This is a genomic window from Pectobacterium sp. CHL-2024, from assembly GCF_044751765.1.
Lineage (GTDB): Bacteria > Pseudomonadota > Gammaproteobacteria > Enterobacterales > Enterobacteriaceae > Pectobacterium > Pectobacterium brasiliense.
Genome location: NZ_JBIXKO010000005.1, coordinates 173743 through 191855, shown reverse-complemented (window position 1 = coordinate 191855; position 18113 = coordinate 173743). Strand labels below are relative to the sequence as shown.

Annotated in this window: 19 protein-coding genes; 7 read left to right on the top strand and 12 right to left on the bottom strand. The window is 54.4% G+C overall.

Translation table 11 applies throughout. The annotated features are described in order from the left end of the window. Window positions 1-4 precede the first annotated feature (4 nt). The 4 genes from livG to ACIPUG_RS10665 form a co-directional block, all read right to left on the bottom strand. Window positions 5-775: a high-affinity branched-chain amino acid ABC transporter ATP-binding protein LivG gene (livG, locus tag ACIPUG_RS10680; protein WP_014917046.1), complete on the bottom strand. Its 771-nt coding sequence runs from the start codon at window positions 773-775 to the stop codon at window positions 5-7. Next, window positions 772-2046 (bottom strand): high-affinity branched-chain amino acid ABC transporter permease LivM, encoded by a 1275-nt coding sequence (locus tag ACIPUG_RS10675; protein WP_203449792.1) that lies wholly within the window; start codon window positions 2044-2046, stop codon window positions 772-774. The genes livG and ACIPUG_RS10675 overlap by 4 nt, the downstream gene beginning before the upstream one ends. Continuing rightward, window positions 2043-2969 carry a high-affinity branched-chain amino acid ABC transporter permease LivH gene (livH, locus tag ACIPUG_RS10670; RefSeq protein ID WP_400338377.1) on the bottom strand — a complete coding sequence of 309 codons (927 nt, stop codon included), beginning with the start codon at window positions 2967-2969 and terminating at the stop codon, window positions 2043-2045. The genes ACIPUG_RS10675 and livH overlap by 4 nt, the downstream gene beginning before the upstream one ends. Before the next feature lie 157 nt (window positions 2970-3126). Next, on the bottom strand, window positions 3127-4239 hold the full coding sequence (locus ACIPUG_RS10665; RefSeq protein ID WP_014917048.1) for a branched-chain amino acid ABC transporter substrate-binding protein: 1113 nt from the start codon (window positions 4237-4239) through the stop codon (window positions 3127-3129). Window positions 4240-4643: 404 nt separating this feature from the next. On the opposite strand from ACIPUG_RS10665, the gene panM reads away from it, so the two are divergent. Next, window positions 4644-5093: an aspartate 1-decarboxylase autocleavage activator PanM gene (gene panM / locus ACIPUG_RS10660; protein WP_400338375.1), complete on the top strand. Its 450-nt coding sequence runs from the start codon at window positions 4644-4646 to the stop codon at window positions 5091-5093. 64 nt (window positions 5094-5157) lie between these two features. Here the strand turns inward: panM and rpoH are convergent, their stop codons facing one another. The 4 genes from rpoH to ftsY all read right to left on the bottom strand — a co-directional run bounded on the left by rpoH (window position 5158) and on the right by ftsY (window position 9463). Further along, entirely contained in the window at window positions 5158-6015 is an 858-nt protein-coding gene (gene rpoH / locus ACIPUG_RS10655; protein WP_010681389.1) for an RNA polymerase sigma factor RpoH, read from the bottom strand. Between the two features lie 355 nt (window positions 6016-6370). After that, window positions 6371-7339, bottom strand: coding sequence for a permease-like cell division protein FtsX (gene ftsX, locus ACIPUG_RS10650; RefSeq protein WP_039281575.1), 969 nt, complete (start codon window positions 7337-7339; stop codon window positions 6371-6373). Then, window positions 7329-8000 carry a cell division ATP-binding protein FtsE gene (gene ftsE / locus ACIPUG_RS10645; RefSeq protein ID WP_039281573.1) on the bottom strand — a complete coding sequence of 224 codons (672 nt, stop codon included), beginning with the start codon at window positions 7998-8000 and terminating at the stop codon, window positions 7329-7331. Before ftsE ends, ftsX begins: the two co-directional genes overlap by 11 nt. Before the next feature lie 5 nt (window positions 8001-8005). Further along, a complete protein-coding gene (ftsY, locus tag ACIPUG_RS10640; RefSeq protein WP_400338373.1) occupies window positions 8006-9463 on the bottom strand; it encodes a signal recognition particle-docking protein FtsY in 1458 nt (485 codons plus the stop codon). Between the two features lie 348 nt (window positions 9464-9811). Here ftsY and rsmD point away from each other — a divergent pair, with 348 nt between their 5' ends. Both rsmD and ACIPUG_RS10630 read left to right on the top strand, forming a co-directional pair. Then, on the top strand, window positions 9812-10387 hold the full coding sequence (rsmD, locus tag ACIPUG_RS10635) for a 16S rRNA (guanine(966)-N(2))-methyltransferase (RefSeq protein WP_010306568.1): 576 nt from the start codon (window positions 9812-9814) through the stop codon (window positions 10385-10387). Window positions 10388-10416: 29 nt separating this feature from the next. Continuing rightward, window positions 10417-10692, top strand: coding sequence for a DUF1145 family protein (locus ACIPUG_RS10630; protein ID WP_164671853.1), 276 nt, complete (start codon window positions 10417-10419; stop codon window positions 10690-10692). A 3-nt stretch (window positions 10693-10695) separates the two neighbouring features. Here the strand turns inward: ACIPUG_RS10630 and ACIPUG_RS10625 are convergent, their stop codons facing one another. Then, on the bottom strand, window positions 10696-11055 hold the full coding sequence (locus tag ACIPUG_RS10625; protein WP_010681393.1) for a DUF2500 domain-containing protein: 360 nt from the start codon (window positions 11053-11055) through the stop codon (window positions 10696-10698). Beyond that, window positions 11055-11375 carry a DUF1820 family protein gene (locus ACIPUG_RS10620; protein WP_010681394.1) on the bottom strand — a complete coding sequence of 107 codons (321 nt, stop codon included), beginning with the start codon at window positions 11373-11375 and terminating at the stop codon, window positions 11055-11057. The genes ACIPUG_RS10625 and ACIPUG_RS10620 overlap by 1 nt, the downstream gene beginning before the upstream one ends. A 191-nt stretch (window positions 11376-11566) precedes the next feature. Here ACIPUG_RS10620 and ACIPUG_RS10615 point away from each other — a divergent pair, with 191 nt between their 5' ends. Further along, entirely contained in the window at window positions 11567-12196 is a 630-nt protein-coding gene (locus ACIPUG_RS10615; RefSeq protein ID WP_400338371.1) for a lysoplasmalogenase, read from the top strand. A 94-nt stretch (window positions 12197-12290) separates the two neighbouring features. Continuing rightward, a complete protein-coding gene (locus ACIPUG_RS10610; protein ID WP_400338370.1) occupies window positions 12291-14654 on the top strand; it encodes a zinc/cadmium/mercury/lead-transporting ATPase in 2364 nt (787 codons plus the stop codon). A gap of 59 nt (window positions 14655-14713) precedes the next feature. On the opposite strand, the gene tusA is transcribed toward ACIPUG_RS10610, so the two are convergent. Beyond that, window positions 14714-14956 (bottom strand): sulfurtransferase TusA, encoded by a 243-nt coding sequence (gene tusA, locus ACIPUG_RS10605; RefSeq protein ID WP_012772835.1) that lies wholly within the window; start codon window positions 14954-14956, stop codon window positions 14714-14716. Window positions 14957-15172: 216 nt separating this feature from the next. On the opposite strand from tusA, the gene ACIPUG_RS10600 reads away from it, so the two are divergent. Together ACIPUG_RS10600 and ACIPUG_RS10595 are read left to right on the top strand one after the other, a co-directional pair. Beyond that, on the top strand, window positions 15173-15850 hold the full coding sequence (locus tag ACIPUG_RS10600) for a 7-cyano-7-deazaguanine/7-aminomethyl-7-deazaguanine transporter (RefSeq protein ID WP_039281561.1): 678 nt from the start codon (window positions 15173-15175) through the stop codon (window positions 15848-15850). A gap of 187 nt (window positions 15851-16037) precedes the next feature. After that, window positions 16038-16604 (top strand): DcrB family lipoprotein, encoded by a 567-nt coding sequence (locus ACIPUG_RS10595; protein ID WP_014917056.1) that lies wholly within the window; start codon window positions 16038-16040, stop codon window positions 16602-16604. A 218-nt stretch (window positions 16605-16822) separates the two neighbouring features. Here ACIPUG_RS10595 and ACIPUG_RS10590 read toward each other — a convergent pair whose 3' ends face one another. After that, a complete protein-coding gene (locus ACIPUG_RS10590; RefSeq protein WP_400338368.1) occupies window positions 16823-18019 on the bottom strand; it encodes an MFS transporter in 1197 nt (398 codons plus the stop codon). Between the last annotated feature and the right edge of the window lie 94 nt (window positions 18020-18113).

Sequence of the window (18113 nt, the reverse complement as noted above, 5' to 3'; positions counted from 1 at the left end):
AACGTTATCCTTCACCCAGATATGCACGGATGACATCCGGGTTGTTACGAATTTCAGCTGGGGTGCCTTGTGCCAGCGGCGTTCCCTGATTGACGACATAAATCCGGTCAGAAATACCCATGACCAGCTTCATATCATGTTCAATCAACAACACAGACACCTGATGGCTATCGCGCAGTTCCGCAATCAGCTGATTTAACTCGTCAGTTTCTTTCGGGTTCAGACCAGCCGCAGGCTCATCCAGCATCAGCAGCTCAGGGCGCGTCACCATGCAGCGGGCAATTTCCAGACGGCGCTGCTGGCCGTAAGCCAGATTCCCCGCCTGACGGTTCGCTAAATCTAACAGACCGATACGCTCCAGCCACACCGCAGCGCGCTCTTGCGCATCGGCTTCCGCACGACGAAAGCCCGGCGTTTTCAACAGCCCGGCAAATACGCCACTTTTCAGGTGCTGATGCTGCGCGACCAGCAGGTTCTCGATCACCGTCATTTCACGGAACAGACGAACGTGCTGGAATGTGCGCACCACGCCCATACGGGCAATAGCCTGTCCGGGTAACCCTTCCAGATGACGATCGCGCAGCATGATGGTGCCGCCGCTTGGGCGATAAAAACCGGTCAGGCAGTTAAAGACTGTGGTTTTCCCCGCCCCGTTCGGGCCGATCAGCGAGACAATTTCGCCCGCATGAATATCCATTTCAACGTTGTTGACCGCCAGCAGGCCGCCAAAACGCATCATCAGACCTCTGACTGATAATAGTGGCTGCGTGCTCATGCTTGCTCTTCCTTCTTCGCGACTTTCAACTTCATCTCAGGACGCTTCATCGGCAGCAGGCCTTGCGGACGCCAAATCATCATCAGAACCATCAACGCACCCAGCAGCAGCATGCTGTATTCATTCAGATCGCGCATCAGCTCGCGGGACACAACCAGCAGGATTGCTGCGAGAATAACCGCAAACTGCGAGCCCATTCCGCCCAGTACGACGATGGCCAGCACAAAGGCAGACTCAGCGAACGTGAATGATTCCGGGCTGACGAAGCCCTGACGCGCGGCAAACAGCGTACCGGCAAAACCCGCGAATGCTGCGCTGATAGTGAAAGCGGTCAGCTTGATGCGAGTTGGGCTCAGCCCCAGAGATCGGCAAGCAATTTCATCATCGCGCAGCGCTTCCCAGGCACGTCCCAACGGCATCCGCAGCAGACGATTAATCACAAACAGGGTCAACACGACCAGCAGCAGCGCGACCAGATACAGGAAGATAATACGGTCACTCGGGTCGTATTGCAGACCGAAGAAATTGTGGAACGTATCCCAACCGCCATCGCGCGCACTGCGGCCAAATTCCAGACCAAAGAAGGTCGGTTTAGGGATCTGGCTGATGCCGTTCGGACCACCGGTAATTTCGGTGTTGTTCAGCAGCAGGATACGGACAATCTCGCCGAATCCGAGCGTCACAATCGCCAGATAATCACCGCGCAAACGCAGCACCGGGAACCCCAGCAGGAAGCCGGACAGCGCCGCCGCCATGCCCGCCAGCGGCAGACTCTCCCAGAAGCCCAATCCGTAATAGTGATTCAGCAGCGCATAGGTATACGCACCAATGGCGTAAAACCCGCCGTAGCCCAATACCAGCAGACCGGACAAGCCAACCACGACGTTCAGGCCCAAACCCAGCATCACGTAAATCAGCGTGAGGGTGGCGATATCCACCGTACCTCGCGACACCAGAAACGGCCAGGCGATAGCGGCGATAATCAATGCCGCCGCTACTATCTTCTGCCGTGGCGTACTGCCATCAAAGCTTGGCAGCACCAGCGACGGTGCAGAGAATTTCTTGATGCTTTGCTGGAAGAACGGGCGAATCAACTGGAAGAAAAACACCACAATGCAGCCCGCGCCAATCCAGTACCAACGGACTTCATCAGCACCGCGCACCACCAGTTTGGTGCCATCCAGCGCCAGCTGCATGCCCATTAAGAACGAGGCCAGCACCAGCAGCATGAGCGCGGAAACCAACGCATTAAACAGGTTGAGCTGTTTCATACTTTCTCAACCTCCGGACGACCCAGAATACCGGTTGGCATCACCAGCAGCACCACAATCAGCAGCGCAAACGACACCGCATCTTTGTATTCCGTGCTCAGGTAAGCGGACGTCAGCGCTTCGGCTACGCCCAAAATCAGCCCACCGATCATCGCACCAGGGATGCTGCCGATTCCGCCCAGCACCGCCGCCGTAAAGGCTTTCATCCCGGCCATAAAGCCGATATAGGGGTTGATGACGCCGTAGAATTGCCCCAACAGCACGCCAGCCACAGCAGCCATGAGCGCGCCAATGACGAAGGTCAGGGAGATCACACGATCGGTGCTGATACCCAGCAGGCTTGCCATTTTCAGGTCTTCTGCACAGGCGCGACAGGCGCGCCCCATACGGGAATAGCGAATAAATAACGTCAGCGCCAGCATGGCGAGGAACGTCACGATCCAGATGGTCAACTGCATGGTGCTAATCGTCGCGGCAAAGCCATTGCTTTCACCCAACACCCACTGACCAGTCACCAGACTCGGCAGCGCAACATCACGCGAGCCCTGATTCAGGCTGACGTAGTTTTGCAGGAAAATTGACATCCCGATGGCAGAAATCAGTGCAATCAGGCGCTTTGACGTTCGAACCGGTCGGTAGGCCACCCGTTCGATACTCCAGCCGTAGGCGCTGGAAATGACCACGGCGGCAATGAAGGCGGCACAAATCAGGAGCCAGCCAGCATCGATGCCCATCATCATCAGGGCCGCAATCACAATAAAGGAGACGTAGCTACCGATCATATACACTTCGCCGTGTGCGAAGTTAATCATGCCGATAATGCCGTAAACCATGGTGTAGCCAATGGCGATCAGCGCATAGGTGCTGCCCAACGTCAGGCCGTTGAACATCTGCTGAAAAAAGTAAAGGAACTGCTCGGACATACCTTAAACCTTAAATGCTGCCCCCGCGCCTTGCGGCAACGGGGGCTTCGGTATTGAGGGATTATTATTGGTACACACTCAGCGTGTGGAGAATACTCTCCACGCCGAAGAGGCAGACAACGGTGTCTTCAACCGTTTCCCGCCTCGGGCATGATGATTATTTCACTGCGCTGGAAGTACCGTCTTTGTGCCACTCAAATACGCCAAATTCAAACCCTTTCAGGTCGCCTTTTGCATCCCAGCTTAATGGTCCCATTACCGTCTCCACAGGGTTCGCTTTCAGATCTGCGACCAGTTTTTCCGGTTCATCGCTATTGGTACGTGCCATCGCGGTGGTCAGCGATTGCAGTGCTGCGTAGGTCGTCCAGACGAACGGACCGGTTGGATCCAGTTTCTTGGCTTTCAGCGCATCGACAATCGGCTGGTTAGCAGGAACCTGATCGTAACGCTTCGGCAACGTTACCAGCATGCCTTCAGACGCATCGCCTGCGATGTTGGACAGCGATGAGTTACCCACGCCTTCTGGACCCATGAATTTGGTGGTCATGCCAGCCTGACGTGCCTGACGCAGAATCTGCCCCATTTCCGGGTAGTAACCGCCGAAATAGACGAAATCGACGTTCTCTTTCTTCAGACGCGCAACCAGCGTGGAGAAATCTTTATCACCCGCCGTCACACCTTCAAACAGCACAACATTCGCACCGGCTTTTTTCAGGCTATCCTGAACAGAGCGGGCCAGGCCTTCACCATATTGCTGTTTGTCATGAACCACGGCGATACGCTGCGGTTTGATGGTTTCGACAATGTATTTTGCTGAGGTTGGTCCCTGATCGGAATCCAGCCCCGTCGTGCGCAGCACCATTTTGTAGCCGCGCGTGGTCAAGTCGGCGTTGGTTGCCGCAGGCGTAATCATGATCACGCCTTCTTCTTCATAGATATCAGACGCAGGCTGCGTGGAGGAGGAACACAGATGACCAATCACATAACGGATACCGTCATTGATGACTTTGTTCGCGACGGCAACCGCCTGCTTAGGGTCGCACGCGTCATCATATTCAACGCCAACCAGTTTGTTACCGTTTACGCCGCCTTTTGCGTTAATGTCTTCAATGGCCTGACGCGCGCCAATGAACTCCATATCGCCATACTGTGCAACCGGGCCAGACATTGCACCCACAACCGCAACCTTAATATCGGCAGCGCTGACTGCGTGACTCAACGCCGCAGCCATACAACCCATCAGCAATACTTTACCTTTACTGAATTTCATTCTTTTTACCCCATCTGTCATTATGGATATTGCCGAAAACCTGACCGCCTTCTGCCATAACCTGCTATTTTCTTATAAGTAAGAAAGGCTTAGGTTATTATTAGTAATCTTTTCTAATAAGGCTTTATTTTTCATATTATTAAACAGGAATTTTATGCTGCAAATCAACTCACACTGTCAGAAACAAGCGGAGCAAACAGCACAAAACACCAGATGCAAAAACCAGCATTCAATTTATATATAGTCAGATATTCTACTTTGTGCATTAATTGTTGATGGATTACTCGAAAAACAAAGAATGAGAAAAACATTTGCCCTATTAACCATAACGCTCAAATTACACAACTGATCCACTACAAAACAACTACATTATTCTTCACTCATATGATGGAGTGCCGATAAAAATGAAACTCACCGTTGAATGCCTCACCCAATTCAACCCTCAGGATAAAATTGATCTGGCAAAAATCTGGCCACATCAGAACATTGATTTATTAGAAGCGGGACTAAAACCGACTCGACGACTCTTTGCCGCGCGTTTTAACGATCGGTTACTCGGAGGAATGCTGGTCGAAATTGCGGGGGACTATGCAGAGCTGAGCGATCTGATGGTACGTGAAGTGACGCGCCGCCGGGGAGTAGGACAACTTTTGGTTGATGAGGCGCGCCGTCAGCTTCCTGAAGTGAATGAGTGGTGGTTGGCCACAGCGAATCATGCCGCGATCAAAGAGGACGTGCTGGCACGGTTTATGGTGTCCTGCGGATTCTCACCCGTATCCGGCGGCTGGCGCTATATTCGCAGAAAAGAAACGACGCTGATTCTTGACGAACTCAACCCAGATAAGCCGGACTGACCCCAGACAAAAACAAAACGACCGGGCATTACCCGGTCGCTACAGAAAGAGACGATGAGAGCGATTAGGCTTCTATCGCCGCTCGCAGTTTTTTCATCGCATTCTTTTCTAACTGACGCACACGCTCGGCGGAAACACCGTATTGATCGGCTAGCTCCTGCAAAGTGGATTTGTTGTCATCATCCAACCAGCGGGCGCGAATAATGTGCTGGCTACGTTCATCCAGCCCTTCCAGCGCGTAGGTGAGCTTATCGGCCGCATGCGTTTCCCAGTTATCTTCTTCAATGCCATCGGCAAAGTCAGACGATTTATCCTGTAGGTAAAGCATCGGCGACATCGCCTTGCCGTCGTGCGAATCTTCTTCCGGCGTCGGATCGAACGTCATGTCCTGCGCCGCCATGCGGGATTCCATCTCGCGCACGTCTTTGCTCGTCACGCCAAGCTCACGCGCAACCAGTTCGACTTCATCCTGATTAAACCAGCCGAGGCGCGTTTTCGACTTACGCAGGTTAAAGAACAGCTTACGCTGTGCTTTAGTGGTCGCAACTTTCACGATACGCCAGTTACGCAGCACGTATTCATGAATTTCGGCTTTGATCCAATGCACGGCGAAAGAAACCAGACGCACGCCAACTTCAGGGTTAAAGCGACGTACCGCTTTCATCAGGCCGATGTTCCCTTCCTGAATTAGGTCCGCCTGCGGCAGGCCGTAGCCGGAATAGTTACGGGCAACATGAATAACAAAACGCAGGTGTGACAGAATCAGGTGCTTAGCAGCCTCCAGATCGCCCTGATAATGCAGCCGTTCAGCCAGCGCCCGCTCTTCCTCCGCCGTCAGCATCGGATAGGCATTGGCGGCACGAATATACCCTTCCAGACTGCCCTGGGGAACTAAGGTGAAAGTTTGCATATCTTTGGTCATTCAACCCTCTCAGTTGCTCTACTCGTCATATTGCAGTTGGCTATCTTAGCACTGCTTCACCGCATCGTTTTGCGCGAAGATGGCAAAACACGGCACCTTAACGCTTATTTTATGAAAAACCCTAAAACCAGATTAATTAAATCCTAAAATCTGTCTATTCAGACTGTGATTTCGCTCGCAAGTTCCTCTCATTTTATTCACCTCATGCCAGAGATCAAGCAGGAGAAAAACGCGTCACTCACACACGAGAAACCAAGGGGAAAACACAGCGGGGAGAACAAAGAAGAGATGTCGCTGAGGAGATTTCCCCTGCAATACGGTCTGAATTACAGGGGATAATTATACCAGAAAACGCTTACTGTGGTGTAAAACGGCGTAAATGTTGCACCGTTGCCAGCCAGGCGGCCAACCACCCAATCATACCGGCGATTAACAGCAGCAGCAGGGATTCATCCCAGCTTAATCCTTTGACGGCAAACGTCGTACCGAAGACGGACGCCACCTGCGCCACCACGGCACCCAGCTTCCAGACCAGCGCTTGCGATAAAATCAGCGACAGCACCGCGCCGCCTACGCCCATCGCTGCCCCGCCATTCAGGAACGGACGCAGAATAAAGCCGTCTGTCGCCCCAATCAGCTTCATCACGTTAATGGTTTCACGGCGGCTGAAAATACTCAGGCGCACGCTGTTGCCGATCACCAAAAAGACAGCAACCACCATCAGGACGCCAATCGTCACGGAAATTTGCCCAACCAGATTGGTCAATGCCACCAACCGCGCAAACCAGCTGTCATCCATCCGTACTTCATCCACGCCCTGCGTCGCCGCCACTCGGTCGCGCAGCGTCGTCAGCGTGGTGGAATCCTGAAAACTCATTTTCGGCGTGATAATCGCTACGGCTGGCAGCGGATTCTCTTCCAGCATATCGAGCGCGCCGCCAAAACCGGACCAGTTGCGGAATTCGCCCATCGCTTCATTGCGCGACAGGTAATTGACTTTATCAACGCCCTCTTCAGATTGAAGCTGCGTGATCACCGCCTGCGCCGCGTTGTCATCCAGCGATTTATCCAGATACACCGTCAGCTGCGGCGAGGGATACCACTGTGTGGCCGCCTGACTGACGTTTTTCCATACCAGATAGCAGATGCTGGGCAACGCCAACGAAATAGCGATGACCATGATAGTCAGAAAGGTCGCCAGCGGCTGGCGCAGCATATCAGCCAGCGTATTCATCCAGGCATAGCGCCACTGTTCCTGCCAGCCGCCGCGCAGCGCTTTGGCTTTTGCGACAGGCTTTTTCGCGTTGCGGACGTTATTCGCCATTGTGGTTTCCCCCCACCATGCGGCCATCCGACAGCGTCAGCACACGGTAATTACGGCGGGCGATCAGCCCAGTGTCATGCGTCGCCATCAGAACGGTAACGCCAACGCGATTGAATTCTTCAAACAGGCGCAAAATGCCTTCTGACAGCGCTTCGTCCAGGTTGCCGGTCGGTTCATCCGCCAGCAATACGGCGGGTTTGTTCACCACCGCGCGCGCAATGCCAACGCGCTGCTGCTCACCACCGGACAGCTGGATAGGGTAGTTTTTCGCTTTATCCAGCAGGCCAACCTTGTCCAGCGCGGCGGATACCCGACGACGGATATCCTCACTGCTGGCACCCGCGATGATGAGCGGCATCGCGACGTTGTCATAGACCGTGCGTTCCATCAGCAGGTGGTGATCCTGAAAGATCATGCCGATCTGGCGCCGCAGGAACGGAACTTCGCGTTTTTTCAGGCGGCTAATATTGTGGCCGCCAAAAAAAATCTGACCCGCGCTGGGACGTTCAATGCCACAAATCAGTTTCAGCAGGGTACTTTTCCCTGCGCCGGAATGGCCGGTCAGGAACGCCATTTCCGCGGGGCGCAGATGGAAATCCACCCCTTGTAATGCCTGACGCCCACCGAGGTAAGCTTTACTGACCTGTTCAAAACGAATCATCCGTTTTAATCCTCTCGGGCAAAAAGTGCCTCAATAAAATCGTCGGCCTTGAATGGCCGTAAATCTTCAATACCTTCACCTACCCCAATATAGCGGATAGGAATAGCGAACTGGTCGGCAATGGCGAAAATCACCCCGCCTTTCGCGGTACCGTCCAGCTTAGTTAAGGTAATACCCGTCAGCCCAACCGCTTCATTAAACAGCTTGGCCTGACTCACTGCGTTCTGCCCGGTGCTCGCATCCAGCGTCAGCATCACTTCATGCGGCGCGTCTTCGTCCAGCTTCTTCATCACGCGCACTATCTTTTTCAGCTCTTCCATCAGGTGCGCTTTGTTCTGCAAGCGACCGGCGGTGTCCGCGATCAGGACATCAACGCCGCGCGCTTTCGCTGCCTGAATCGCATCGAAAATCACTGAGGCCGAATCCGCACCCGTATGCTGTGCGACCACCGCCACGTTATTGCGCTGTCCCCAGACCTGAAGCTGCTCGACCGCCGCCGCACGGAAGGTATCCCCCGCTGCCAGCATCACGGATTTGCCCTGCGCCTGGAACTGACGTGCCATTTTCCCGATGGTGGTGGTTTTACCCACGCCATTAACGCCAACCATCAGAATGACATACGGCGTTTTGCCTTCGATATTCAGCGGGGCGTCCACCTTAGCAAGAATCTCCGCCATTTCTTCTTTCAGCTTCACAAAAAGCGTATCAGCATCTTTCAGTTGGCGGCGGCTGGCGTGCTCTGTCAGGCTGCCGATGATCTTACGAGTCGTCTCGACCCCGACATCCGCAACCAGCAGTTGTTCTTCCAGTTCATCAAACAGATCGTCGTCAATTTTCTTACCGCGAAACAATCCGATAAATCCTGAACCGAGGTTCTGGCGCGTTTTTACCAGACTGCGTTTCAGGCGAGCGAAGAAACCTTCTTTCGTCGGACGTTCCTGCTCTTGCGCCACAGCAGGCACATCATCTGGCTGCGCAGGTTCTGGTTCTTCGTATTCTTGCTCTTCCTGCTGCGCAACGTCCGGCTCAGCATTAGCCACCGTCGCGCTGTCGGCGATCTCGGCCGGTACGATCGGATCGACGACATCCCGATCGAGAACGTCATGTTCGATCGCGTCACGATCGTCTGTTTCAGAAATAATGGGGGCCGATACGGCTGGTTCAGGCACAGCGACGGTCGGTTCGTCAGCCGCTGCGGTAACGTCACGCTCGGCGGCAGGTTGGATCAGCTCTTCCGCTTCAACCTTGATCTCTTCTTCAACGACAGGCGCTTCCGGCAGCGGTTTCTCTACCTGCTCCGGCGCGTGCTCAACGGTCTGGTGAGCCGATGCAGCGGTATCCGACTCCGCCGCTGACGGCTGTTCTTCCACAACCGGCGTCTCTTGCGGCTGCTCTTGTTGTTTCTCTTCCTGTTTCCCTAATCCCAGCCAGGAAAAAAAACCGCGCTTCTTTTCTTTTGACATGTGCGATCGCGCTCCACGCTGCTCACCGCAGCGAATCAATCAATGAAAATCATATTTAAACAATAAGTTTAACACTTTCCTGCCGACAGCAACACGCAGCCAACGGGGGCAATGACGGACAATTCTCGGCGCTGTCGACAATCTTCGTAACGAAAGGCAATGTCCGTAACGAAGTGTGTCAAACGCTGCGCGTTATCGAAAGCCGTAGATAGCACAAAATTTTGGCTTAAGCGCTTTAACGTCCATCTTAACATTCCCTCTACACGTAACCGCCGCTAGAATAGCGCCAGAAATTTCCTGCCCGTATCCACACCACGATGATGCGGCACAACAATAACCCTGTGAGCTATGGCTAAAAAAAATGCATCGTCAGCCGCCGGACAAATCCGAATCATCGGTGGTCAATGGCGCGGCAGAAAACTTCCGGTTCCTGATAGCCCCGGTTTACGACCCACCACCGATCGCGTGCGGGAAACGCTGTTTAACTGGCTGGCTCCCGTCATTCAACAGGCACGCTGCCTAGACTGCTTTGCCGGCAGCGGCGCACTCGGGCTGGAAGCCTTATCCCGTTATGCCGCACACGCCACATTATTGGAGATGGAGCGTGCAGTCGCGCAGCAGTTAACGCAAAATCTGGCACTGCTTCGGGCGGAAAACGCCGAGGTGGTCAATACGGATGCCCTGAGCTGGCTGGCGAAGCCGGGCACGCCGTTTGACGTCGTGTTTCTCGATCCACCGTTTCGCAAAGAGCTACTGAACAACACGCTCGCGTTGCTGGAACAGCAAGGTTGGCTGGCACCCGACGCATGGATTTACGTAGAAACCGAGGCGGAAAATGCGCAGCTGACTATCCCGGAAAATTGGCAACTGCACCGTGAGAAAATTGCGGGTCAGGTCGCCTACCGTTTATACATTCGTCAATAATCTTCGCAGCAACGTAAGGGTAAGAGATGATTTTGATTAACCTTGGCAGGCTATTGATGCTGGGCGTGTGGGGATTTTTGTTGCTTAACCTGATTCAGCCGTTCCCCAAGCCGTTGAATATTTTCATGACCGTGGCGATGGTGTTTATGATCCTGATGCATGGTTTTCAACTGCTGCTGTTAAAATCCAGCCAGCCGAAAGACAGCCCCGCGCTGAGTCGCGCGTTTCAGGCACGCATTTTTCTTTTTGGCGTGTTTGAACTGCTGGCGTGGCAGAAAAAACAGCCTAAGCCACCGAAGTCGTAATCGCTACCTCTGCTGGGGCACAAAGCGAATAAAACGCGTGCCCTTTAGCTGCAACGATCCCTGCATACCGGTATCAAGCTGGTGATAATCCGCGCTTTCGAGGCGCAATGTAATATCCCCGCTGCCAGCAATCGGCCTAAATGTAGCTTCATAAAGCATGTCCTCCATGACCATCACCTGATGCTCACGCGCACGCCGACGAGTGCGGGGAAATTCGCGTTTGTGTTTCACCTCTGCGCTCACAATACGCAGCGGAGCCGCATCATTCTGCGCTTCCCGATAACGTTGGCGTCGGTATTGTCGCGCTGCCAGCAGCAGAATTGCGCCAACAGCGAAAACCAATAGCCAGGGAAAATCACCCATCAGGGTTTCTTGCCGGGAAGATAAGGGAATGCGGTAACGTTGTCGCCTAAATCAGAAATGCGCGCGCTGCCTTTTTCCGTCACGGCATCAATGCGAATGATCGCCTGTAGAGGAATGAAGCTGCGGCTAACGCCGGAGAATTCCGTTTTCAGTTTCTCGGTTGACGGGTCAACCAGCACCGTAGACTGGCTATCAAACACGAAGTCGGCAATTTCAATAAAACCGAAAAGGCTGCTCTGCACCAACTCACGCACGTAAAGCTGGTAATTCTTACCGTTATTTATAAATTGAATACGATAAAGCGCGGATTCATTACTCATTCAACACAATGCTCCCTTCGAGACTTCACGGCGCCCATTTACAATAAAAACAGGCGATAACATACCATGAAGCTCACAGAAGTCGCATCCGTCTCGCCCTGTGTTGTTTAACTTCCCCACAATCCCCTACACTGAATAAAGAACGGTTTATTTTTATCCTGACACAAACAAAAACACAAAAAGGACACGCTATGCTTTGGTCATTTATTGCTGTGCTTTTTTCTGGCTGGTTGTATGTGGACGCCAGCTACCGTGGTCCAACGTGGCAACGTTGGTTATTCAAACCGGTCACGATGCTACTGCTGCTGGCTCTGGCCTGGCAGACGCCGCTGCTTGGTGTGCCGGGCTATCTGATTGTACTGGGGCTACTGGCAACGCTGGTCGCAGACACCCTGCTGTTGCTGCCGACTCAGCGCCTGCTTTACGCGTTTGGTGCTTATTTCCTCTCCCATCTGCTGTACACCATTAGCTTTTTTACCGGGCAGATTTCACTCACGTTCTTTTGGCCGCTGGCATTAACGCTCGTCATTCTGGCCGCGATCCTGATCGCTATTATCTGGGGGCGATTAGAAGCACAGCGTTGGCCCGCCTGCGCATTCATCATCATGACGACGTTAATGGTCTGGATTGCTGGCGAGCGGTATTTTGCGCTGGGGACAAACGCGAATTTCTCCCTGCTGACGGGCACCGTGCTGCTGTTTATCGCCCATGCGGTCTGGCTGATTCACCATTACCGTTTTCCATTCCGCGCCCATCAGGCGATTGTGGCAGCGGGCTATTTTGGCGGCCATTTCCTGATCGTTCGCTCCCTCTATTTCTGACGTTCGCGGCGCTCACGAAAATCTGGCTAAGCATTGAGCGGCGGTGTAAAGTTCCTGATGAGAATGGCTATCACTAATAACCCAGGAGGAAGACATGCACTCTCATCAGCACCACAGCACTGAGAAATCAGCCTGCTGCAATAACAGCGTGCACCACGCGCCACGCAGTGCTGCACCCCGTACGAAAAGCTGCTGCAACGAGCACACGCAGCATTCAAACCACGCCGACCACAGCTGCTGTTCAACCAAACACACGTCTGACGCCGCAGCGCAGAGCGCGTGTGGCACAGATCAGTCGTCGTCAGACAGCGGCGGTAGCGCAGATTCAGACGACCCCGACGGCGGAGACAGCGACAGGCCCCGATCCCACCAGCGTTTCAGTTGGAAAATCAGCGGGATGGATTGTCCCAGCTGCGCACGTAAAATCGAAAATGCAGTAAAAAATCTCACCGGAATTGAACAGGCCAAAGTGCTGTTCGCCACCGAAAAATTGGTTGTTGATGCCAACACCGATATTCGATTTCAGGTTCAACATGCCGTTCAGCAAGCGGGCTTCACCTTGCAGGACACCGCACTCCCACTCGCTCCACCCGACACCTCGACCGTACGTCGTTTCGTACATGAATATGGTTTCTTAATACTTTTCACTCTGCTGGCTGCTGCAAGCTGGGGACTTTCCCTGCTAAGCGAGCGCGGCGGGCAGATCGCGTTTATCGCGACCACCATTATCGGGCTGATTCCGATACTGAAGAAAACGGTGCAGCTCATTCGCACGGGTACCCCCTTCGCGATTGAAACGCTGATGAGCGTGGCTTCCATCGGGGCGCTCTTGATTGGCGCCACCACCGAAGCCACCGTCATCCTGCTGCTGTTTATGCTGGGCGAACATCTGGAATCTTACGCGGCAAACCGCGCACGACGGGGCGTAACGGCGCTGATGGCGCTGCTTCCCGAAGATGCCACGGTCGTCGGCAACGGGCAGCGCCGCCTCGTTCCCGTCGCCAGTCTGGTTCCCGGTGACGTGATTGAAGTCGCGCCCGGCGGGCGACTCCCTGCCGATGCGGAGCTTTTGAACAGCGACGCCAGCTTTGATGAAAGCGCGCTGACCGGTGAATCAGTCCCCGTTGAACGTACGCCCGGTGAGAAAATTGCCGCAGGCAGCCTGTGCGTCGATCGGGTCGTGCAGCTGCGGGTGGTGTCACAGCCTGGCAACAGCGCGATCGACCGCATTCTGCAACTGATCGAAGAAGCGGAAGAGCGCCGTGCGCCGATAGAGCGCTTCCTCGATAAATTTAGCCGCTATTACACGCCAGCCATCATGCTGCTGTCGCTGCTGGTGATTCTGGTGCCGCCGTTGCTGCTGGCGCAGCCGTGGCAAGAGTGGATTTATCGCGGCCTGACGCTGTTGTTAATCGGCTGTCCGTGTGCGCTGGTGATCTCAACGCCTGCGGCGATTACGTCCGGGCTAGCCGCCGCAACGCGCCGTGGAGCGCTGATTAAAGGTGGCGCGGCGCTGGAATCGCTGGGCAGCATCAAGACTATCGCGTTCGATAAAACGGGCACGCTGACGGAAGGCAAGCCGCAGGTGACGGACGTATTGCCCGCCGAGGGCGTGAGCGCAACGGCGCTGCTGATGCGCACCGCTGCCGTGGAGTCCGGTTCGCACCATCCGCTTGCCAAAGCGATCGTCCAGCATGCGCGATCCAGCAGCACGTTCCTGCCAATGGCGGAAAACCGCAAAGCACTGGCGGGGGTCGGCGTGGAAGGCACGATTGGCGGCAAGCGGATTCAGGTCAGCGCGCCGACTCGTGTCGCGTCCGATCTGCTTGATGCCGACTGGTTGCAACGGGTTGAGGCGCTGGAAAACGAAGGGAAAACCGTCGTAGTGGTGCAAGAGGACGATAACCTGCTCGGCGTGCTGGCGTTGAGCGATACGCTACGTCACGATGCGCGTGAAGCGCTGGATGCCTTACAGCAGTTGGGGATTCGTGGCGTGATGCTCACGGGCGATAATCCCCGCGCGGCGGCGGCGATTGCGGCGACATTAGGGATCGATTACCGCGCCAGCCTGCTCCCCGCCGATAAGGTCACGGCGGTCAGCGAATTGAGTCAGCAGCATCCCGTGGCGATGGTCGGCGACGGCATCAACGACGCACCAGCGATGAAAGCCGCAACGATCGGGATTGCGATGGGAAGCGGTACGGATGTGGCACTGGAGACGGCCGATGCAGCCTTAACGCACAGCCGTCTGACCGGGCTGGCGGCAATGATTAGCCTGTCGCGGGCGACGCAACGCAATATTCGCCAGAACATTACCATCGCACTGGGGTTGAAAGCGGTATTTCTGGTCACTAGTATTCTTGGCATTACCGGGCTGTGGCTCGCCGTGCTGGCGGATTCCGGCGCAACCGCGCTGGTCACCGCTAACGCGTTGCGGCTCTTGAGAAAACAGGACTAATCGTAGTCTACGGTGCGCGGTGCAACGCCGCGCACCTGCGGCTGGAAGTATGACGAGTATTACCCTTTGCGCAGCAGATACCGATAGGGAAGCTGTTCAGTCTCCTGTGCCAGAAGCTCATGCTCCATGAACACGCAAAAACCGGGAATATCGCGGGTGGTGGCCGGATCGTCGGCAATAATCAGCAGCGTTTGCCCGGTTTCCATCTGGCGTACCGTCTTACGCACCATCATTACAGGTTCAGGGCAGCGCAGTCCCTGTGCATCAAGGGTTTTATCCGGGTTGGTAAAGGGATCGGTCATCAACGTTCTCAGTACAGAAATCAAAAAACCGCCTTAGTTTACGCTGAGGATTTCCCGACGCAAGCGACGACAACGTTTGCGCAGAAAACAACCATCTTTTCCTGGCAAAACACATTGCATTAACGAAGCAATTGCGTATTATGCCGCCGCGTTGCAGCATAAATCTGCACGTTATCTCTTGGGTTCCCTAACCCCAATAACCAAAAAGGTCACATTATGTATCGTTTTACTCCCCAGCAGCGGCTTACGGCGCTGATCTGGCTATCGTTGTTCCATGTCCTGATCATTACGTCGAGTAATTATCTGGTCCAGCTCCCGGTATTGATTTTCGGTTTTCATACCACCTGGGGCGCGTTTACCTTCCCGTTTATTTTTCTGGCAACTGACCTGACGGTACGGGTTTTCGGTGCGCCGCTGGCGCGTCGTATCATTCTGACCGTGATGGTGCCCGCTCTGGTCATTTCCTATCTGGTGTCGAGCCTGTTTTATCAGGGATCGTGGCAGTCGTTCGAGGCATTAAGTCAGGTGAATATCGTCGTGGCGCGCATCGCCTGCGCCAGCTTCATGGCTTATGTTCTCGGCCAGATTCTGGATGTTCACGTCTTCAACCGCCTGCGCCAGAAACGCGCGTGGTGGGTCGCGCCGGCTGTGTCGACCGTATTTGGTAATTTCAGCGATACGCTGGCCTTTTTCTTCATTGCGTTTTACCGCAGCACCGATGCCTTCATGGCAGCAAACTGGGTTGAAATCGCGATGGTGGATTATGCCTTCAAGTTACTGATCAGCCTTGCCTTCTTCCTGCCGATGTACGGCGTCATGCTGAACATGGTGCTCAAACGTCTGAGCGAGCAGAAAGGCACACCCGACTATCACTCCGTCAGCAGCCACCATTAATGCCAGTCAGGCGGCCATTTGCGCCGCCTTTTCTCATCAAGTCACTCATCGTTTTGTAAAAATAACGCAGGTACTAACAACGGTTTGCAACAACAAAATGCTTGTTTTTGCTATCTGAATAGGGTGCCATACTGTTATTACCTGTTTAAAACGATTATCTGTTTCAAAAACGAGAGAAAGGGATCCCATGTCGAATGTAATCAAATACCTCGGTGTCGGCTTGCTTGTCGGCCTGCTTGCTGCCTGTGATGGCAAAACGGATGACGCTGCAAAAGCGGGCGCACAAGATAAACCTGCCGCAGAAGCCAGCGCAGGTCAGAATATTGAATTAATGGAAGGCAAGATTGCGTTTACTCTGCCAGCCGACATGCGTGACCAGAGTGGTAAAGTGGGAACGCAGGCGAACAACATGCACGTTTACGCCAATGACAATGGGCAGAAAGCGGTCATCGTGATTCTGGGCGACAACACCACAGAAGAGTTGACCGTGCTGACGCAGCGTCTGGAAGATCAACAGCGCACGCGTGACGCCAACCTCCAGGTTGTCACCAACAAAACCATCGACGTTGACGGCAAGAAACTGCAACAGCTCGACAGCATTATCACTAGCAGCGGACAACAGGCTTATTCCTCTGTCGTACTGGGCAAAGTGGAAAACCAACTGCTGACCCTACAGATCACACTGCCAGCCAGCAATCAACAGCAGGCACAGAGCGAAGCCGAAGGCATCATCCACACCCTGAAGCTGAAATAATCGGTGTTATCGTCGGACAGTAGCCACCAAGGTGGTTATTCGAATGATATAGCAAAGTACGCAGAGCGGTGATAATGGATAGATCGTAAAGACGCGGTAAATACATCCGTGTACGCTCGAGCCGCGCCATCCCTGGCGCGGACGCTTTACTCTTCTATTCCATTATCACCGTTTTCATTTCGTGGATTAGGATTGTCTACGGCCCGCATTGCAATTCTCTATACGTTAACGATCCGCTGAGCCAGCCGCCACGTCAGTGCCAGACCGCATAGCCCTAGCAGCGCCGCCGCCAGATAAATAGAGGCGATGCCGGTATAGGCCATCAGCACACCCGCCACCGGTCCGACGATGCCCAGCGATAAATCGAGAAATATCGTATAGGTTGCCAGCGCGCTACCCTGATTCTGCGGCGATACCGCCTTAACGGCGACAACACCCAATGCCGGGAACACCAGAGAGAAACCCGCCCCCGCGAGGAACGCACCAACTTCCGCCATCAGCGGCTGCGTCGCTCCCCAGACCAGCAACAACCCGACGATCTCAACCACGAAGCACGCCATCGCTACGCGCAGTCCGCCAAACCGTTGAATACTGTTAGGAAACACCAATCGTGCACCGACAAAGGCACAGCTGAAAATGGTTAGCGTCAGCGCCGCACCTTCCCAATTCCGGTCAGCATAAAACAGCGTGATGAAGGTGGCGATCACACCAAAACCCGCAGAGGCGATCGCCAGAATAATGCCGTAAACCCAGACTTTCCCCAGCACTTCGCGGAAAGGAATCTTTTTCCCCGGTGCGACCTGCACCGCCGGACGCGGCAGCGCGAGGACAATCGCCACGGCTGCGATCAGGATAATGCATACGGAAAGCAGTTTTAGCCCACCGATATGGTTGAGCCAGACGCCGAGCGGTGCGCCAATCGCCATCGCACCATAGGTGGCAATGCCATTCCATGAAATCACGCGCCCGATGTGTCGGGAACCGACCACGCCGACGCCCCAGAGCGTTGCGCCTGTACCGGCAAAGCTCTGTCCGGCTCCCAGCACGATACGCCCGAGACACAACAACAGCAGCGTGATTGCAGGCGAGGCATCGCTAAAGGCGGCCATCAGGTAGAACACCCCGCTCAGCATGACGCCAGCCAGCCCCCAGACGACGATTTTCTTCGGCCCTTTTTCGTCGGCGCTGCGGCCCGCATGTGGCCGGCTCAGTAGCGTGGAGAAGTATTGCAGGCTGATCACCAACCCAGCCCAGAATGCACTGTAGCCAAGGTGATCGTGCACATACCCCGGCAGCACCGCCAACGGCAGGCCGATATTCAGATAGCTGGCGAAGTTGAACGCCACAATCGAAACGATGCGCAGATTAAGGCGCAGACCGCTCAGCGCCGGTTCGGATGGGGAAGGTGTTGGCATGGAAAATTCACTCGCTTAACGTCCGTGTATGACGTACGTTCAGAAAAACATCGAAAAGTAACATTCTTATATTGTTGGTTATAATCAATCTTAT

What these genes read in the sequence shown, in the direction of transcription:
- livG (WP_014917046.1), bottom strand. Translation starts at nt 775, where the DNA reads ATGAGCACGCAGCCACTATTATCAGTCAGAGGTCTGATGATGCGTTTT.
- ACIPUG_RS10675 (WP_203449792.1), bottom strand. Translation starts at nt 2,046, where the DNA reads ATGAAACAGCTCAACCTGTTTAATGCGTTGGTTTCCGCGCTCATGCTG.
- livH (WP_400338377.1), bottom strand. Translation starts at nt 2,969, where the DNA reads ATGTCCGAGCAGTTCCTTTACTTTTTTCAGCAGATGTTCAACGGCCTG.
- ACIPUG_RS10665 (WP_014917048.1), bottom strand. Translation starts at nt 4,239, where the DNA reads ATGAAATTCAGTAAAGGTAAAGTATTGCTGATGGGTTGTATGGCTGCG.
- panM (WP_400338375.1), top strand. Translation starts at nt 4,644, where the DNA reads ATGAAACTCACCGTTGAATGCCTCACCCAATTCAACCCTCAGGATAAA.
- rpoH (WP_010681389.1), bottom strand. Translation starts at nt 6,015, where the DNA reads ATGACCAAAGATATGCAAACTTTCACCTTAGTTCCCCAGGGCAGTCTG.
- ftsX (WP_039281575.1), bottom strand. Translation starts at nt 7,339, where the DNA reads ATGGCGAATAACGTCCGCAACGCGAAAAAGCCTGTCGCAAAAGCCAAA.
- ftsE (WP_039281573.1), bottom strand. Translation starts at nt 8,000, where the DNA reads ATGATTCGTTTTGAACAGGTCAGTAAAGCTTACCTCGGTGGGCGTCAG.
- ftsY (WP_400338373.1), bottom strand. Translation starts at nt 9,463, where the DNA reads ATGTCAAAAGAAAAGAAGCGCGGTTTTTTTTCCTGGCTGGGATTAGGG.
- rsmD (WP_010306568.1), top strand. Translation starts at nt 9,812, where the DNA reads ATGGCTAAAAAAAATGCATCGTCAGCCGCCGGACAAATCCGAATCATC.
- ACIPUG_RS10625 (WP_010681393.1), bottom strand. Translation starts at nt 11,055, where the DNA reads ATGGGTGATTTTCCCTGGCTATTGGTTTTCGCTGTTGGCGCAATTCTG.
- ACIPUG_RS10620 (WP_010681394.1), bottom strand. Translation starts at nt 11,375, where the DNA reads ATGAGTAATGAATCCGCGCTTTATCGTATTCAATTTATAAATAACGGT.
- ACIPUG_RS10615 (WP_400338371.1), top strand. Translation starts at nt 11,567, where the DNA reads ATGCTTTGGTCATTTATTGCTGTGCTTTTTTCTGGCTGGTTGTATGTG.
- ACIPUG_RS10610 (WP_400338370.1), top strand. Translation starts at nt 12,291, where the DNA reads ATGCACTCTCATCAGCACCACAGCACTGAGAAATCAGCCTGCTGCAAT.
- tusA (WP_012772835.1), bottom strand. Translation starts at nt 14,956, where the DNA reads ATGACCGATCCCTTTACCAACCCGGATAAAACCCTTGATGCACAGGGA.
- ACIPUG_RS10600 (WP_039281561.1), top strand. Translation starts at nt 15,173, where the DNA reads ATGTATCGTTTTACTCCCCAGCAGCGGCTTACGGCGCTGATCTGGCTA.
- ACIPUG_RS10595 (WP_014917056.1), top strand. Translation starts at nt 16,038, where the DNA reads ATGTCGAATGTAATCAAATACCTCGGTGTCGGCTTGCTTGTCGGCCTG.
- ACIPUG_RS10590 (WP_400338368.1), bottom strand. Translation starts at nt 18,019, where the DNA reads ATGCCAACACCTTCCCCATCCGAACCGGCGCTGAGCGGTCTGCGCCTT.